The following is a 16,178-nucleotide window of genomic DNA, read 5'->3' as shown; positions in this document are numbered from 1 at the left end:
ATGCCAACCTCCTACTCTTGAACTCACTACTGAATATATCTCATTCCGGGCAAAAAGAAAAGAGAACCATGAAGTCATGGTTCTCTTTTCTATAAACCCCAAGTTAGAAAAGCATTTATCGCTGCCTTTCGAAGATGTCGTCAAATCCTTCACCAGCAATAGCTTTTCTTGCAAGATCAGGCTGCTAATTCATGAAGTGTATGTCGGTGTGATCTTATCAAAAACGGCGGATCCTACGCCACCCAAAAGGTAGCAGTCTTCCGAGGAAGCCTAAGCTCCCTCTTCAATAACTTCTTCTTCTTCCGTAGCGGCGCGATCGTACTCGGCCAGAACCGCGGATTGAATCTTCTCGCGTGTTCCCGAAGAGATCGGGTGCGCGATATCGCGGAATTCGCCGTCCGGTGTACGCTTGCTGGGCATTGCAACAAACATCCCATTATTGCCATCGATGACGCGAATGTCATGAACAACAAACTCGTTATCGATGGTAATGGATGCGATTGCTTTCATTCTCCCCTCAGAGTTAACGCGGCGGAGTCTGACATCCGTAATTTGCATGTGTGTGTTCACCACCTTTTTCCATCAGAGACTTGGTGTATAATTCCACACAGCAAAGCGAATTCCTTCTTTTTCATTCCATAAAATACCTAAAAAAGAAATATATTTTTTGGGATATGTTGTTTTCGACATACATCGAGTAGTTTTCTTAATATTCCTTACGTTTTCGACAATTTCCACGCTTTTTGAAAATGTAAGAGAATGGCTAATCAAGAGGAAAAGTAGTTGCCCGGATGCGCCGAAATTCTCCGCTCTTTGGAGTCTACTTCACTTAGTTTTACCAAGGACACGTAATCGTGCAACAGACGTTCTTCCGTCTCTACAGCGCCTGATTCCACTAAAACGCCTACCCCAGCAACCTCGGCATTAAATTCACCGAGCAGATCGACCATACCACGTACAGTCCCTCCCGCCTTCATGAAGTCATCTACGATAAGTACTCGCGATTTCTCCTTGAGTGCCCGTCTGGAGAGAGACATTGTGTGTATGCTTTTATGAGATCCTGATACGTAGTTAATACTTACTGCTGATCCCTCTGTAACCTGATGGTCACGTCGCACAAGCACTACCGGCAAGCCTAGCTGTGCTGCTGTTGCATAGGCTAGTGGAATGCCTTTCGTTTCAACGGTCATCACCACATCGATTTCCGATCCGTAAAAGGCCGTTGCGATGATCTTACCCGCCTGTTCCATCAAAGACGGCAACCCAAGTAGATCCGACATATACAAATAACCGCCAGGCAATATCCGGTCAGTCTGCTCTAGCTGCACACATAAGCGCTGCACAAAGGTTAGCGCCATATCTTTAGGCATAACTGGGATATAACGAACTCCACCCGCTGCACCAGCTAAAGTCTGCAGCTCTCCGATGCCTTCACCTTCAAATACTTCTTTTATGATTGCCAAATCTTCACTGATGGAGGACTTAGCCGCTCCATAGCGATCGGCAAATATAGACAGCGGCAGTAGTTCATGCGGCCGCTCAAGTAAAAACTGAGTCATGTCTACCAAACGTTGGCTTCTTTTTAATTTCTTCACGGAATGCTCCTCGCCAAAACCGAATATTTTAGAAAAATATATCACTTTTGTACGGGTTTACACAAGAGAAGCAGACTAATTCAGTGATCTCACTGCGTAGACTTCCTTGCAGAACCCTCGCAGTCCGTTGTAAATCCTTGCTACTTTAGACTGCTTGGACACTAAACCGAATACGGTAGGTCCGCTGCCTGACATCAACACCCCATCTGCTCCGAGCTTTATCATCGCTTCCTTGAGCTGCTGAACCTCTGGATGCAGCCTTAGGGTAACATCTTCAAGCACGTTGCCTAGATGGTTGCATACGCCCCCAAAGTCTCCTGCTTCAATCGCTTGCTGCATCTTTCGAGCAGAAGGATGCACAGCTATATTATTGCTCCGAACGCGTCCATACACTTCTGCAGTCGATACATTGATCGGTGGTTTCGCCAACACAACCCAACATTGTGGCGGGTTGTTGATTGGCGTAAGCTTTTCGCCTCGTCCTGTAGCTAAGGCTGTGCCGCCTGTGACGCAGAAAGGCACATCTGAACCCAGCTCAGCGCCAAGCTCCTGTAGCTCCTGCGCAGGAATACCGAGACGCCACAGACGGTTTAGACCGCGTAGCGTAGCTGCGGCATCACTGCTGCCGCCAGCTAGGCCAGCCGCAACCGGAATTCTTTTATCCAGATGGATATGTACACCACTCTTCACGTTATAACGGTCTTTAATAAGCCTTGCCGCCTGGAAAGCTAAATTTTTCTCGTCCAGGGGAATATAACCAGCCTGACTTGATATTATAATAGTATCCCTTGGCAGCTCAGACAGCTCTAAGCGGTCTGCTAGATCTACCATGGTCATAATCATTTCCACCTCATGAAAACCGTCAGCACGTTTGTGCAGCACATCCAGCATCAAATTAATTTTAGCTGGTGCCTTTTCATACATTTTCAAGGCGTTCACCCACCTTCAGCTTTTCCCGTAAAAACAACTTAACATATTATATGAGAAACTTCTAATGAAGTCCAATATTAAAAGGGTGTCGCCTTTTAGACGCACCCTTTTTCAGTAATATTCACTTTATAGCCTAAAATTTAAGATTTCCGCGCGGCCTGTTCAGCAAGCTGTATCGCTTTTTTCACCATGTTGCCAGCGTCTTGAGTTGTAATTCCACCCCAGCCCTCACGTTCTACGGTTTCATAAAAACCCAGCTCCTTGGCTAACTCTGTCTTCAGTTCCTCCGACATCATGCCTCGTTTTCTGCGGCTCATTACGGAATTCCTCCCTTATGAAAATAAATGATTAACCCGTTGCCCAATTAGTATGCTTGCTTAGAACACGGATCATGCACCAAATATTTGTCCCAAAAAACGCAAACAAAAAACAGCCTCCAAAGGAGACTGTTCGTGAAACATTAAGCTTTAATATACATAATCCGCATCTGCCCATCGTCTTCACAAACTGTGATTTCCACAGATTCAGTAAGTATATCGGCATAGCTATAGGAGACTCGCTTAAAAGTTTGCTGCTCCTGATCCAGTTTGACAATAAATACAGAAGGGTACGTTTCTTCCAGGACACCTGTGCGTTCAACGGTTTTACGACGACCTCCGTTTGCACGCAATGTGATCTTATGACCGACGTGAGCTTCAAGACTGCGTTTGATTTCCAACAGCGCGTTATTAGCCATTACCTGACGACCACCTCTTTTCTTGTCCATTATACAACTTTTTCAGGACAATGTCAAAGCAAATAAATAATTAATTATAGTTGATGCATATTTCGTTGTCAACGGAATTTTTTTGCGAGAAATCAGCGCCGGACTAATATCCTTGTTATCTGTAATATAGGCATCACAAAGAAAAAAAGAAAGGGTTAAGCTCAGCGCTCACCCTTTCTTTCGGATATTCTATTCAGCCCATTCAAATTACCTATATTCCTGAAACCATAGACCTATCTCTGCCGCTTAAATGGCTGATGGTGTCACTTTTAGCGCCGACAGATTCTGCAGCCGCGGCATTCCGATACGGAAGCTGCCACGGGTCTCAACACCACCAATACCCTGATTACCGCTGATGGTATTATTCAGAACATCACTAAGATTTACAGTATCCCTGATGGAAGTAAAGGATGATTTTGCTGCTACATAAACGGGATCCAGAGCATGGATCAAAATTCGACCAGGTGAACTGGCAAAATTAGCCCCAGCTCCAAGTAATGCCTCGAAATGAGATTGACAAGCACCAGCAACAATAGTCAACGCATCAAAATTTCGCTCATACTCCCTAGCTACCCTAATAGCAGCTATAAAGTTTTGCGAATTTTTGTAGCTATTCAGACTATATAGATCGTAAGTATGCTGTTGCTTCAGTACCCCATCATGACCAGTGATCACTACAATGTCTGGGCGTACACGGGGCAACAGCCGGTATAACGTATCAGCCATTGCAGATTCATGAACATGATGCCCTTCAGCGGGAATCCGCAGTTGCTCGTATAAGCTAAGGCTCTTATTCAAATATGCCGGATCGCCATCCAGATGCAGTACTTTACCTGGCACTTCAAAATAAGGAGCTTCCTTGGAGGGTGGAGCCCATGTCCCCTCTGTTAGGGTTCCCCCGCTCCGCTGACTTTGCTCCTGACGGTCCTTCCGCAGCTGTGTCAGTGATTCCTTCGCTTTGATCTGTGCTTGCTGTCCCCGTTCCGTTATTCGGGTAGGAGGCACTTGAACCAGGTCATCCAGAGGAGAATCCGCCAACAGGCGGAAATCTGTGCCTTTAATGACGGCTCTATCCTGCACAATATTATCTACACGAAATGTTAAATCACCGCCATAAGATTTGCGAACGACCAAGTCTCCTAAATTCATTACAACCACCACCTCTACCCCATCGTATGGGCAAAGGCCTCAGTTGGTTCATAACTCGCCATATTTTTAATATATAAGAATGTATAATTCTCCACCACAATAACATCCTTATATTTCTACGAGAAACGGTTGTCGTCCTTTAAGACAACAACCGTTTCTTCTTGCTTATTCAATTCCAGCGGCTAGCAAAACACCGCTTAAGCGGGCGTATTCTTCAAGACTGAGTGTTTCTCCGCGACGGGTCGGTTCAATACCCGCTTCTGCGAGTAAAGCCTCCAGCTGCTCACGTCCTTGTTCAGGGAAGTAACGAGCCTTCAGATTGTTAGCAATCGTCTTGCGGCGCTGTGTGAAAGAAGCGTGAACCACTTCAAAGAAATGCTTCTCACTCTCCACCTTTACCGGAGGATGCTCTCTAACCTTCAGACGGATAACAGCAGACTCCACATTAGGTTGAGGGATGAATACCGTACGCGGCACGATACAGACGAGCTCAGGCTCGCTGTAGTACTGCACGGCAATGCTAAGACTTCCGTATTCCTTTCCACCTGGAGATGCAGCCATACGCTCCGCAACCTCCTTCTGAATCATTACAACGATGTTATCAAGGGGAAGCTTCTCTTCAAGCAGCTTCATCAGAATCGGAGTAGTCACATAATAAGGCAGGTTAGCAACCACACTGACCTTGTTCACAGTGGTGAAATCTTCCTTGAACATTTCCTGCAAGTTCACATTGAGGACATCATCGTTACGAACCTTAACATGGGGATAAGGGGAAAGTACGTCTTTTAATATTGGAATCAGTCTACGGTCTATCTCTACGGCAGTTACAGCACCGGCTGTTAGTGCCAGACGTTCCGTCAGCGCTCCAATTCCCGGCCCGATCTCCAGCGCCCCAGAATCGCTATCTAGTCCAGCAGCGTCTACAATCTTGTCCAAAATATTTTGATCAATCAAAAAATTCTGTCCCAGGCTTTTCTTAAACTTGAATCCATAACGTTGAATAATCTCTTTGGTCCGTTTTGGAGTCGAAATTTCCTCTCTACCACTCATGAAGTAATGCCTCCCTGATCAATTTGGGCGAGAGCCCCGGCAAATTCCTCCCGCGTAATCCCAAACATCGCCAGCCGCTTGTACAGCTGTTTGCCGTTACAATATCCGATTCCAAGCAAATTACCAAGCGCCATACGTCTTTCAGCAGCCCGAGGGTGTACAAGCATTCCAGCGGCCATAAGGTCATCAATACCAATCAAAGCAGGTGCTCCTTCAAAAGAGGTATGTACATTACGCAGCGCATGACGAATCGCCTCTGGCGATGCATTCTCTACACCGATATCCCCTTTTCGAGTTGCGTCCTTCTCCGGAATAAAAGCATGCTTGCAGCCCGGCACCTTCGCTGAAACGATTTTACGAATTCGCTCCCCAGCATGGTCCGGGTCCGTAAGAATAATAACCCCTCTGCGTTCCATAGCTAGCGCAATCTTCGCAATTACAGTCCGGTTTACAGCAGAGCCGCCTGTCTCAATCGTATCTGCTTCCACAGCACGCTTAATGGCTACGGTATCGCTTTTGCCTTCAACGACGATTAATTCCTTAATCATATTTCTTGACTCCTTCCAAAAAAAGCAAAAAGAAGAGGATTCGCTCCTCTTCTTTTGGTTAAAGAATGTATAAGTGATGAGCGGTTGCTCTGCGATCAACGAAATGATCATCCAGCGTTCCTTAACGGTTATCATCACTATAGCTTATCAAAGGATTTTTTGCAAAAGCTTCAGTTCTAGTTAAGCTCTGGTTTCACAGGTCCAATCACATATACGGTACGTGATTTACGGCCGAAATTACGAGCATGGCTCAGTGAATCATAATAGACATCCACTTTATTGCCTTTAATGGCACCGCCAGTATCCTCTGCACGGCGGAATCCAAGCCCATCGATATAAACCCACCAGCCAATAGGAATTACATTCGGATCTACTGCAATTGTACGACCTTCCGTTACGCGTGTTCCGGAGGCAGTTTTAGTACCTATTCCTGGCTCTTCTGACGAATAAGCTGTCATGGAGACGTTCTTAATCATCTTCTTGTACTCAAAGTCTACGCCAGCCTTGCTTGTGACGTTCTTAGTCTTAGCGCTAACTTTAGTCGTTTTGGAGGTAGTGCTTGATTTGGAAGTTGTTGTAGCTTTAGCAACTACAGTAGGCTTAGGAAGTGCTTTAGTACCAACGGCAATGATCTTATCTTTTGTTACCGTTTGTACTTCCTTGCCGATCATGCGCATAGAGGCCAGTTCTCCGTCTTGATAGATCTTTTCAATATGCTGAACCATGACGCCTGGTTTGCCTGCCTGTGCCACTCTAACTGTTCCCACAGTAAGGGAGGGATCTGCTGTCTTAATAACACGGAAAGGTAAGTTAGTTGTTCGCTGTACCGTTTGCTTGTTGATACGAACGATCTTAATCTCCATGTCAGCAGAGATGGTGGTGTCTAACGAAGGAAAAATCTTATCATAGCCTTCTAGGTTGATACCCAGTTTGTCAATCGCCTGACCGATAGTGTCTTCGGTCGTATATAACGTTTTTGTTGCTCCGTCCGCAGTAAGGCTAAATTTCTGCGCACGATTGATAACGACACGGTCACCGTCTTTTATTTCATCACTCAGACCTAAAGATAATTCATCATGCGGCTGCAGCGAAATTTGCTCTTTCTCCAACACATCACCAAGAAGTGCTTCTCGCGTTTCAAGTGTCTGTGTTTGCCCGTCTATTACTAAAACTAATTGTTTGTTACTTTGACCGTGTACGTACAGCAGAATTAACAGCGCGATTGCGATTGAAATCACACCTGCAAGTAAAAGTACGCGAGTATTTACTTGCTCCCACCGTAATGCGAAAGACCTGCTGGATGACTGCGAATCATGGGATACCTCTGGTTGGAATAAGCCCATTCTCTCCATCCTCCTTACATAGCCTCGTCGTCAATTTGTATATCATGAGGACTGAATTTCTTTGACGAAACTATTTGAGATTGTCACAGGATACGCACGTATTAACTTAGCGTCTCCTGCTCATGGATCGCCTGCTCGGCACAGCTACTCCCACACCTGTTATATAACAGTATGCGGGCAACATTCAGTTTATTCAAAAATAAAGAAGCCTAAAAAGAGTTCTCTTGAGGACTCTTTCGTGGCTTCTCCGATGTCAGAATACGCGGGAATGTTTGTGCACGAGGTTGCCTCTCTTACTTGCGCTTACGGGGTTAGCTGTCGGGTTCGGACGAAAGAGAGACGCCCTATTTCAGGTCACCCGCTCACGGCGGTTGCCCTTAAATTCACCCCAAAGACCACGTGAAGAAATCAAATATTGTTCTGCGGCAATTCCTAGTCGTATTCAAGATACAGGCATGCGGCAGTTCAATATTGGTTCCCCCGTTCTCCATACGGAGACTCAGCGAGACGATCCATGAATCAATGGCTGTCACAATAACAACAGCTCACATCACTGAAAAGATGATATCCTGTTTTGATGCATGTTGTAAAGGACGATTCAACCACGTTTAAGCAAATATATGGTTAAAATATTGTAATAATCAGCCGTTTTTATATTAAAAAAGTTTAATATATCGTCTATTCTCTATTTTTCACCCGTTTTACTCCTGTTTTCAGACAATCCCAAATCGTTCCAGTGCGTTCGCATACGTAATTTTAGCCAATTCTTCCCATGTTAACCCTTTAATTTCAGCCGCAGCCTCTGCTACTAACTTCACATGAGCACTCTCATTTCGCTTGCCACGGAAGGGGTGTGGAGTCAAATATGGAGCGTCTGTTTCGATCAATAATCGGTCCAATGGCGTCTGTGCAAGCACCTCTTTAGGCACTCTGGCATTTTTGAACGTTATCGGTCCTCCAAATGACAAATGAAATCCAAGGTCTAGACACATTTTTGCTGTTTCCCAGCTGCCTGAGAACGAATGCATCACGCCACCAATTTCATTTGCTTTTTCCTCCCGTAAAATCCGTACAACATCTTCATGAGCATCACGGTCATGTATACAGATTGGCATTTTTAGTTCACGGGCTAGTCCGATTTGTTTGCGGAAGACCTCCTGCTGCACATCCTTGGGAGAGGTATCCCAATAATAATCCAATCCAATCTCTCCGATGGCCACCACTTTTTCATGGCTGCAAAGAGAGGCGATCCAATCGAGGTCTCCCTCTTTCATATCAATCGCATCCTGTGGATGCCAGCCCACCGCTGCATAAATATAATCATAAGATTCAGCCAGCTTTATCGTTGAAGGGATCGTTTCCCGGTTAAATCCAATATTGATCATCTTGCTGACTCCGGCCTCTACTGCACGAGCAATAACTTCCTCGCGATCCTCGTCGAATTGAGGCGCATCTAGATGTGTATGTGTGTCGAACAGATACATTTTAAAGCTCACTCCTTGTTGTTTTTATCAATAGTTCCATAAATATTTGTATTATTTTGCAAAAATCTCTGCTACAGAAGAGGGCAAGCGTGTAAGGGCTTTTTTCAGCTTATCCTGTGGGAAATATAGATGATATCTGCCACGATGAATTCCGCTTATTGAGCGCACAATATCCGATACCTCTGAAATTTCCCGCAATTGCTCATTCCGATCAAGCAGTAAAATTTGATTATTGTCGAAGGCTGCTCCTGGACGGAACACATCATAAGGCAAATCTGTCGGATAATCAATCTCTAGGTCATATTCTGGGTTAAGTCCCACTCCCGCAAAACTGCTGCGGATTTCCGTAATCATATCTGTATCCAAATTCTCGATCTCTACATATTTATACAGTTTACGATGAATAAAACGGGTACACAAGTCGCTTAATAACTCATCTTCTTCAAGTGTCCATTGCATAAAAGCAGTCTGTACCAGTGCCTCATCAAGCATTAAATATTGCTTCACTGTTACTTCTCCTCGAAAGAGATCTTCCAGCGGAGCGATCATAAAGCGAAATTTGTACCCCTCTTGGAACAATTCTTTAGCTCTACGGAAGATTTGACGCAAAATAATTTCAGAGCTGCGCGTCACCGGATGAAAATATACCTGCCAGTACATTTGATAACGTGACATTAAATAATCTTCAATGGCATGCATACCTGATTCTTTTACTACAATCCGCCCATTATAAGGACGAAGCATTCTCAAAATCCGATCAATGTCGATGGTTCCATAGTTTACACCTGTATAGTACGCATCACGCAGCAAATAATCCATACGATCAGCATCCAGCGGACTGGAAACCAAATTGACAACAATTTCATGCTCATAAGTCTTAGAGATAACTGAAGCTACTTTACGAGGAAAATCTTCCTCCACATCACGCAATATTTCGGTAATCTCCGTGTCCTCCAAAATAATCCGGCAGGTCCAATCCTCATGGTTCATTTCAAAAGCTTCTTCTATAGAATGGGAAAATGGGCCATGCCCTAAATCATGCAGCAAAGCCGCACACAAAGTAAGCAAACTTTCTTCCGGAATCCAATCCTTATACCCGCTGCGCTCAAATTGCGAAATGATTCTTCGTGTAATTTCATATACTCCTAAAGAATGAGAAAATCGACTATGCTCTGCACCATGAAAAGTGAGATATGAGGTACCTAACTGGCGAATCCGGCGTAAACGCTGAAATTCTTTTGTATTAATTAGTCGCCAAATAATCGTGTCCTGTACATGAATATAATTATGAACGGGATCCTTGAAAACCTTTTCTTCCGTGAGCGGCTGCTTCATGAGATCAACTCCTTCTAATAATTTAATATGATTTTAACTAATATCAGTATATAATAAGTAATTATGTCGTACTTTGTCGAAAAGTATCATTTTTGGTCTTGGTAAATCGACAAAATGCTTTCAGGGCAATTCTTAATTTTTATAGGGACATTCAAAGTTCTTATGGAAATTTTCTTATTCAGCCTATGAAAAAAGGTTGACTGATTTGGGAATCGTTGGTATTATAAGTATCATAAAACAGTGAACAATGTCGAATAATGACGTTTTTGGAACATTGAGAGGAGTAACGATTGTTATGATGAAATCAACAGGAATTGTAAGAAAAGTAGACGAACTTGGACGGGTTGTTATTCCTATTGAATTACGCCGTACACTTGGCATTGGCGAAAAGGACGCACTGGAAATTTACGTTGATGGCGAACGGATTATGCTTAAAAAGTATGAGCCTGCCTGCATTTTCTGTGGCAACGCTGAGAACGTAACTTACTTTAAAGGAAAAATAGTTTGTCATGAATGCATTTCTTCCATTCCTACCCCTGTGACAAACTAAATTAAATAGTATATAATAGAACTAATCAAATTGTTAATTCTAACCTTTTCATATCTCCTTGACCTCCCGTGACCGCGGGAGGTATTTTTTATGTCTGGGTTTGCCCTCCTGGTTATCCCCTCCCTAAGGGCAATGTGCTTCAAGACGGAACTAGTAATACTTAGTTGTATTTCTTACAGTTATTTTAAATACTTTTTACCATTAAACGAATTAATTGTATTTTGTACACTTATATACCCTATATCTCCGTGAAATCAATCATTTCCACCTTTATAACTGTATGAAGTACAACTAAACGAACAAATACATGAAAAAATTCAAAAATAACTGTACAAAGTACATTTAACCCACAGATAAATCATTCAAGCTCGGGCCGTTTCCAAGAATCCTTAGTTATTCTAAGAGTTCGTCTACAACACTTACTCTTCTGCTCTATCAAGCAACGCATTATAAATATCCCGTTTGGCTACACCCCGGTCTGATGCCGCTTTTTTCATAGCCTCTTTACGTGGCACATCCAGTGCTTCGTAATGAGCTACATGTTCTTCAATGCTTAACTGACGCCACCACGCCGATTCTGCGATTTCAGCATCTTCCTTGCTCTCCCCTTCTACGACAATAACATATTCGCCTAGCGGAGGATGTTCAGTAAGCCAAAGTGTACATTCCTCAATTGAACCGCGTAGAAACTCCTCATATCTTTTTGTTAATTCACGTGCCAACACAATCTGGCGATTGCCGAATGCTTCTTGAAGATGAGCAAGTGTCTTAACTACGCGATGGGGAGATTCGTAGAACAACAAAGTTCCTTGAGCCGAACGAAGTGGACTTAATACTGCTCGGATGTCCTTACGCTCTCGGGGAAGAAAGCCGATAAAAGTGAACGTATTCGTAGATAGACCAGAAGCGATCAAAGCTGACAACGCTGCGTTAGCTCCAGGGATAGGAATCACCGGAATTCCATGACTTATAGCAAGGGCTACAAGATCCGCTCCAGGGTCAGAAATCGCTGGTAAACCGGCATCGCTGACGAGTGCCAAATTTTTTCCTTCTATTATATAGCGTACAAGCTCAGGTCCACTGGCGGCCTTATTATGCTCATGATAACTAAACAACATCGAAGGTGAAATCTCAAAGTGGCTGAGTAATTTCCGGGTCTGTCTCGTATCTTCCGCGGCAATAATATCACATTCCTGTAAAGTGCGGACTGCACGATAGGTCATATCCTCCAGATTACCGATAGGTGTAGCCACCAGAAAAAGCGACCCTGTTGTCTCCTGAGTACTGGTATTGGTCTTGTTTTGAAAACTGCTTTGGCATGATATCGTCATGATTTACCCTCTTTAGCACCATAGTAGATGTCCATAATCTCTGGACAGTATTGATTGTCCTCATTATATACGATGAGCGGTGGTTGTAAACGAACCTCAGGCTTTCCATCACGTGCAGCTTCGATTAATACCATATTAGCCTCTAGATGGGCACGTGGATGTACAAACCGAATAATCTTTGGCTCGAGTCTATATTGTCTCATAAGACTGATAATATCAACCAACCGTTGTGGTTTATGAACCATACTTACCTTTCCGCCCGTCCGAACCAATCGCACACAAGCCTGAATAACCTCCTCCAGAGTACAACCTATCTCATGACGAGCCATAGCCTGATGGTTGTTCAGCTTCAGATCACTGCCATTAAGCGGCATATAAGGAGGGTTCACCGTTATTGCATCATACACACCATGTCCTGCGGTAGTATATAACTCGCGTAAATCACCTTCATGAATTACAACCTGATCCTGAAGGCCATTGAGAGCCACACTACGACGAGCCATATCAGCTAAACGAGGTTGTATTTCAATACCTTCTATAGAAGCTTTTGTCCGGGTAGTCATTAAAATCGGTATTACACCATTTCCCGTACAAAGATCGAGGACTCTTCCACGTGGCGGAACACTGGCGAAACGAGCAAGCAATACAGCATCCATAGAAAAGCTAAATACTTCATCACTTTGAATAATGCGCAGGTCATGCGTTAGTAAATCATCCACCCGCTCCGTCGGTAACAAGGGGACAGATATATCATTAAAAGAATTCGTCATGTAATAATCTCCTAAAGGTTTTGTTGAAAAAAACTTGCTTCAAATGCATATGCCTATTGGCCAAAATTCAAAAAAAACCGTAGGATTAATCTCCTACGGCTGGATATCCTCATTTATTAAGAAAAGAAAGACAGAACAGACAGTCACCTTCCGTGCGTAAATGTCCAAAATAAACATTACAGATGTGAAAGCCTTCGTGGTAAAGTCGAGCCAAGTTGTCATAACCTTCCCCGACAACCTCTTCTGTTCCCTCTCCGGTAGCTAAAAGAGCTTCCGCCTCCGCAGAATCTACGGTAGGATCCAAAGGTGCATCCCGCTTTAAAATTTTGCGAAGCTGTTCATTCTCCAGAGTTAACCTCTGGTTAGCTTCCATCAGTTCTTTTACCGTCTGTTTCCATTCTCCAAGATTGGCGCGCATCGTTTCCATCTGCGCTTCCATATCCTGCATGTGTGCAAATATATTTTTCTTCTCCAAGTTTCCACCCCGAAAGTAACCTTATATGGTTTACTTGACGACAACATCATCCATTGGAAGTTCCTTAACTTTGCCCACTTCAAACAACTGTACATGAACCGTACGGTTTCCGGCATTGATTCCTACTACTTTGCCATCCCCCAATGAGGTCACGACAATCTTGCCGACCGCTGGCATTTCTTCCTTTACACTCTCATAATTGTCATGCTCAAATTTCAAACAACACATCAGACGTCCACAAAGTCCGGAAATCTTGGTCGGATTAAGTGAAAGGTTCTGATCCTTGGCCATTTTTATGGATACGGGTTCAAAATCCCCTAACCAAGAGGAGCAGCAAAGCACTCGTCCACAAGGTCCAAGTCCACCTAGCATCTTTGCTTCATCACGTACCCCAATTTGCCGAAGCTCAATGCGGGTCCGAAAAATACTTGCCAGATCCTTAACCAATTCTCTAAAATCAACGCGTCCTTCGGCCGTAAAGTAAAATATAATCTTATTACGGTCAAAAGTAAACTCTACATCTACGAGCTTCATTTTGAGACCGTGGTCGCGTATTTTATTTAAACAGGTGGTAAAAGCCTCCTTAGCGGCGCTTTTGTTCTCCTCAACTACGCGTGCGTCGGTTTCTCCGGCAATACGCATCACTTTTTTGAGGGGTAGTACAACATCGGACTCCTCCACCTCTTTTTTGCCTACGACAACCTTACCGTATTCCACCCCACGTGCTGTCTCAACAATAACACATTGATCTCGTTCAATCGGAAAATCAAGTGGATCAAAATAATATATTTTACCCGCTTTTTTAAAACGGACACCTACTACGCTGTACAAAAATTAACCCCCTTGTTTGCCGGTAAAAGGAACCTATGGGCATGTCCGCTCCCTGATGATCCATGCTTGTCCTTCCTCGTCTGTTAAAACGATACTTCCAGGTAAAGCGACATCCGGAGGATATATCATTGCTAATCCTTTAACTTTCCAGTCGGATTAAGAACTGCTCCAGACACAACTGGGCATTGGCATTGGAACGCAGCTTCTTAGTACTCTCTGCTGCATATCCCATATAAGCCACCCATTGTTCCGCACTGCGCCCACGGGCATGCCTGGAAATAAAGTCTAACTGATCTATAAAAACGATACTTTCATGCTTGCGGTACAGGAAGTAGAGCATATCTTTAAACCATAGATGGAACATGCTGAAAAGGATATCCAAATGTTCAGCGAGCCCAGTCTTGAACAGCTTCTGCCCGGCAGTTGCTACCGTGGAGCTGCCCTTGCTTAAGGACTCCTTAGCTAATTGTAACACTAGATTTCTCATTTCTGCAAACCAATTCTGTTCCAAAAGTTCCCTGCAACCATCAAGTCCCGAACTGAGTGATACTGCACATCGAGCTAAGGGGATCGGCACACCCTCACTTGCTAGCGCTTGAAGCATAATATCCGGATTTAACGGACTAAATGGAATCCGCTGAGTCCGTGACTGAATCGTCGGCAATAAAGAACGACTATTATCAGATATTAGGATTCCTACTGCCGGAGCTGGCGGTTCTTCCAGAAACTTCAACAAACTATTGGCAGCTTGTACCGTCATTTTGTCTGCCCCATCTATAATATAAACCTTTGGATTCACACCCTCAGATCGATAGGAAAAGACACGCTGCAGCTCACGGATCTGATCTATTTTTATGCTTGCACCGTCGGGCTGCAGCAATGACAAATCAGGATGGTTTCCATGCTCAACCTTTCGGCACTCTAGACATTCGCCACAGGCGTCATCCTTGCTTTCAGTGCAAAAAATTGCTTGGGCAAACATCAGCGCCGTCTTCATTTGTCCACTGCCTGCTGGTCCTGTAAATAAATAAGCATGGCTCACAGCGTCCTTGCGCAAGGCATTTTGGAGTAGCCGTTTAGCATGCTCCTGGCCTACTATATCATGAAAAGGCATAATTTCCTCCCAAAACTTTAAAAAGAAAGGTTGATTAACAACCCGCGAATTTCTCCAACACGTCCCAACAGATCTATTCGGCCCTGCTCACTATTCAGCAGATCGTCTGCCATAGATAGCAAAGCCGCATCAATTTCCTCAAGCAGCTTGTAACGCTTGCCCCGCCCACGTCTATCCCATCCACGTGTCTCTTTCAGTATAACGCCTCTACGAGCGGTTTCTTCCAGAAACCTTTTGATCATCATCCGGTAAATGGTGAGTTCACGAATGGTCATAGACTTAGATAAACGGTCGCCTTGTGACTGTATTTCTTTGATCTGGCGGTTTAGTTCATCTTTGGTTTTCTGTTCACCTTGCTGCTGAAAAACGTCAGAGAACGATTTCTGCTGAACAGGCTTATTAGCCCCTTCTGCATTTGGAAGCTCACTCTTTAAGGGCCTATATCCCGGATTGATCTTCAAAGGTTATCTACCGCCCCTTTTTTGTAAATGACTTGCTCATTTATATTATACTTAATAATGTTCGAAACGATCTACAGGAAGCACGAATACAGTAGCGCCACCGACCTGTACTTCAACAGGGAGCGGTAAATAGGAATCCGTCGTGCCACTCATCGGAGTTACTGGAGTGACTAGTTGTTCACGCACTTTACAGCTGTTACGGATAACGTTTAGTACAGCTTCGATCTGACTGTCTTCTACCCCAATCATAAATGTCGTATTTCCCGCCCGCAGAAATCCACCTGTACTTGCGAGTTTGGTAGCACGGAAATTGGCTTTTACTAGCTCACTGGATAACCGGTTACTGTCTTTATCCTGGATAATTGCAATGATCAACTTCATCTTCGCATTCCCTCCCAAAAAAGTTTTATGGAGTATTACTACTTAATGTGTTCTTAGTAGTAACC

At 44.0% G+C, this 16,178-nt stretch carries 19 protein-coding genes and 1 riboswitch; of the genes, 1 reads left to right on the top strand and 18 read right to left on the bottom strand.

Going from position 1 to position 16,178, the window contains the following annotated elements:
* Positions 1-270: 270 nt before the first annotated feature.
* From spoVG to MKZ16_RS00180, 11 genes are all read right to left on the bottom strand, one after another.
* The gene (gene spoVG, locus MKZ16_RS00230; RefSeq protein WP_020425826.1) at positions 271-558 is read right to left on the bottom strand and encodes a septation regulator SpoVG; all 288 of its coding nucleotides are present in this window, start codon (positions 556-558) and stop codon (positions 271-273) included.
* A gap of 209 nt (positions 559-767) precedes the next feature.
* Entirely contained in the window at positions 768-1,595 is an 828-nt protein-coding gene (gene purR / locus MKZ16_RS00225; RefSeq protein ID WP_036678807.1) for a pur operon repressor, read from the bottom strand.
* 75 nt (positions 1,596-1,670) lie between these two features.
* On the bottom strand, positions 1,671-2,525 hold the full coding sequence (ispE, locus tag MKZ16_RS00220) for a 4-(cytidine 5'-diphospho)-2-C-methyl-D-erythritol kinase (RefSeq protein WP_036678809.1): 855 nt from the start codon (positions 2,523-2,525) through the stop codon (positions 1,671-1,673).
* A 140-nt stretch (positions 2,526-2,665) separates the two neighbouring features.
* Positions 2,666-2,842 carry a small, acid-soluble spore protein, alpha/beta type gene (locus MKZ16_RS00215; protein ID WP_036678812.1) on the bottom strand — a complete coding sequence of 59 codons (177 nt, stop codon included), beginning with the start codon at positions 2,840-2,842 and terminating at the stop codon, positions 2,666-2,668.
* A 143-nt stretch (positions 2,843-2,985) separates the two neighbouring features.
* Entirely contained in the window at positions 2,986-3,261 is a 276-nt protein-coding gene (locus MKZ16_RS00210) for a Veg family protein (RefSeq protein WP_019914493.1), read from the bottom strand.
* Between the two features lie 276 nt (positions 3,262-3,537).
* Positions 3,538-4,440 (bottom strand): sporulation peptidase YabG, encoded by a 903-nt coding sequence (yabG, locus tag MKZ16_RS00205; protein WP_036678813.1) that lies wholly within the window; start codon positions 4,438-4,440, stop codon positions 3,538-3,540.
* Positions 4,441-4,605: 165 nt separating this feature from the next.
* On the bottom strand, positions 4,606-5,490 hold the full coding sequence (gene rsmA, locus MKZ16_RS00200) for a 16S rRNA (adenine(1518)-N(6)/adenine(1519)-N(6))-dimethyltransferase RsmA (RefSeq protein ID WP_036678815.1): 885 nt from the start codon (positions 5,488-5,490) through the stop codon (positions 4,606-4,608).
* Complete coding sequence (gene rnmV / locus MKZ16_RS00195) at positions 5,487-6,038, bottom strand: ribonuclease M5 (RefSeq protein ID WP_036678817.1); 552 nt, start codon at positions 6,036-6,038, stop codon at positions 5,487-5,489. Before rnmV ends, rsmA begins: the two co-directional genes overlap by 4 nt.
* 176 nt (positions 6,039-6,214) lie before the next feature.
* Positions 6,215-7,381, bottom strand: coding sequence for a 3D domain-containing protein (locus tag MKZ16_RS00190; RefSeq protein ID WP_076105834.1), 1,167 nt, complete (start codon positions 7,379-7,381; stop codon positions 6,215-6,217).
* A 285-nt stretch (positions 7,382-7,666) separates the two neighbouring features.
* Positions 7,667-7,896: riboswitch (cyclic di-AMP (ydaO/yuaA leader) on the bottom strand.
* Positions 7,897-8,094: 198 nt separating this feature from the next.
* Positions 8,095-8,865: a TatD family hydrolase gene (locus tag MKZ16_RS00185; RefSeq protein ID WP_076105832.1), complete on the bottom strand. Its 771-nt coding sequence runs from the start codon at positions 8,863-8,865 to the stop codon at positions 8,095-8,097.
* Positions 8,866-8,916: 51 nt separating this feature from the next.
* Positions 8,917-10,200, bottom strand: a complete 1,284-nt coding sequence (locus MKZ16_RS00180) for an HD domain-containing protein (protein WP_038568006.1) — start codon at positions 10,198-10,200, stop codon at positions 8,917-8,919.
* Between the two features lie 295 nt (positions 10,201-10,495).
* On the opposite strand from MKZ16_RS00180, the gene MKZ16_RS00175 reads away from it, so the two are divergent.
* Positions 10,496-10,750 (top strand): AbrB/MazE/SpoVT family DNA-binding domain-containing protein, encoded by a 255-nt coding sequence (locus MKZ16_RS00175; RefSeq protein WP_036678829.1) that lies wholly within the window; start codon positions 10,496-10,498, stop codon positions 10,748-10,750.
* Positions 10,751-11,169: 419 nt separating this feature from the next.
* On the opposite strand, the gene rsmI is transcribed toward MKZ16_RS00175, so the two are convergent.
* The 7 genes from rsmI to MKZ16_RS00140 form a co-directional block, all read right to left on the bottom strand.
* Positions 11,170-12,081 (bottom strand): 16S rRNA (cytidine(1402)-2'-O)-methyltransferase, encoded by a 912-nt coding sequence (gene rsmI, locus MKZ16_RS00170; RefSeq protein WP_076105830.1) that lies wholly within the window; start codon positions 12,079-12,081, stop codon positions 11,170-11,172.
* Entirely contained in the window at positions 12,078-12,851 is a 774-nt protein-coding gene (locus MKZ16_RS00165; RefSeq protein WP_036678833.1) for a tRNA1(Val) (adenine(37)-N6)-methyltransferase, read from the bottom strand. The genes rsmI and MKZ16_RS00165 overlap by 4 nt, the downstream gene beginning before the upstream one ends.
* A 109-nt stretch (positions 12,852-12,960) precedes the next feature.
* A complete protein-coding gene (gene yabA / locus MKZ16_RS00160) occupies positions 12,961-13,326 on the bottom strand; it encodes a DNA replication initiation control protein YabA (protein ID WP_036678835.1) in 366 nt (121 codons plus the stop codon).
* Positions 13,327-13,356: 30 nt separating this feature from the next.
* Positions 13,357-14,157, bottom strand: coding sequence for a stage 0 sporulation family protein (locus tag MKZ16_RS00155; RefSeq protein ID WP_036678838.1), 801 nt, complete (start codon positions 14,155-14,157; stop codon positions 13,357-13,359).
* 139 nt (positions 14,158-14,296) lie between these two features.
* Positions 14,297-15,271: a DNA polymerase III subunit delta' gene (gene holB, locus MKZ16_RS00150; protein WP_076099912.1), complete on the bottom strand. Its 975-nt coding sequence runs from the start codon at positions 15,269-15,271 to the stop codon at positions 14,297-14,299.
* Between the two features lie 17 nt (positions 15,272-15,288).
* Entirely contained in the window at positions 15,289-15,732 is a 444-nt protein-coding gene (locus MKZ16_RS00145; protein ID WP_036678842.1) for a YaaR family protein, read from the bottom strand.
* Positions 15,733-15,783: 51 nt separating this feature from the next.
* On the bottom strand, positions 15,784-16,113 hold the full coding sequence (locus tag MKZ16_RS00140) for a cyclic-di-AMP receptor (RefSeq protein WP_036678844.1): 330 nt from the start codon (positions 16,111-16,113) through the stop codon (positions 15,784-15,786).
* Positions 16,114-16,178 lie beyond the last annotated feature (65 nt).

The organism is Paenibacillus sp. FSL R5-0928, assembly GCF_037970385.1.
Classification (GTDB): Bacteria; Bacillota; Bacilli; order Paenibacillales; family Paenibacillaceae; genus Paenibacillus_AQ; species Paenibacillus_AQ odorifer.
This window is presented reverse-complemented; position numbering and strand designations above follow the sequence as displayed.

What these genes read in the sequence shown, in the direction of transcription:
- MKZ16_RS00140 (WP_036678844.1), bottom strand. Translation starts at nt 16,113, where the DNA reads ATGAAGTTGATCATTGCAATTATCCAGGATAAAGACAGTAACCGGTTA.
- MKZ16_RS00175 (WP_036678829.1), top strand. Translation starts at nt 10,496, where the DNA reads ATGATGAAATCAACAGGAATTGTAAGAAAAGTAGACGAACTTGGACGG.
- MKZ16_RS00185 (WP_076105832.1), bottom strand. Translation starts at nt 8,865, where the DNA reads ATGTATCTGTTCGACACACATACACATCTAGATGCGCCTCAATTCGAC.
- holB (WP_076099912.1), bottom strand. Translation starts at nt 15,271, where the DNA reads ATGCCTTTTCATGATATAGTAGGCCAGGAGCATGCTAAACGGCTACTC.
- MKZ16_RS00210 (WP_019914493.1), bottom strand. Translation starts at nt 3,261, where the DNA reads ATGGCTAATAACGCGCTGTTGGAAATCAAACGCAGTCTTGAAGCTCAC.
- MKZ16_RS00165 (WP_036678833.1), bottom strand. Translation starts at nt 12,851, where the DNA reads ATGACGAATTCTTTTAATGATATATCTGTCCCCTTGTTACCGACGGAG.
- MKZ16_RS00215 (WP_036678812.1), bottom strand. Translation starts at nt 2,842, where the DNA reads ATGAGCCGCAGAAAACGAGGCATGATGTCGGAGGAACTGAAGACAGAG.
- yabG (WP_036678813.1), bottom strand. Translation starts at nt 4,440, where the DNA reads ATGAATTTAGGAGACTTGGTCGTTCGCAAATCTTATGGCGGTGATTTA.
- rsmA (WP_036678815.1), bottom strand. Translation starts at nt 5,490, where the DNA reads ATGAGTGGTAGAGAGGAAATTTCGACTCCAAAACGGACCAAAGAGATT.
- MKZ16_RS00190 (WP_076105834.1), bottom strand. Translation starts at nt 7,381, where the DNA reads ATGGGCTTATTCCAACCAGAGGTATCCCATGATTCGCAGTCATCCAGC.
- rnmV (WP_036678817.1), bottom strand. Translation starts at nt 6,038, where the DNA reads ATGATTAAGGAATTAATCGTCGTTGAAGGCAAAAGCGATACCGTAGCC.
- spoVG (WP_020425826.1), bottom strand. Translation starts at nt 558, where the DNA reads ATGCAAATTACGGATGTCAGACTCCGCCGCGTTAACTCTGAGGGGAGA.
- rsmI (WP_076105830.1), bottom strand. Translation starts at nt 12,081, where the DNA reads ATGACGATATCATGCCAAAGCAGTTTTCAAAACAAGACCAATACCAGT.
- MKZ16_RS00180 (WP_038568006.1), bottom strand. Translation starts at nt 10,200, where the DNA reads ATGAAGCAGCCGCTCACGGAAGAAAAGGTTTTCAAGGATCCCGTTCAT.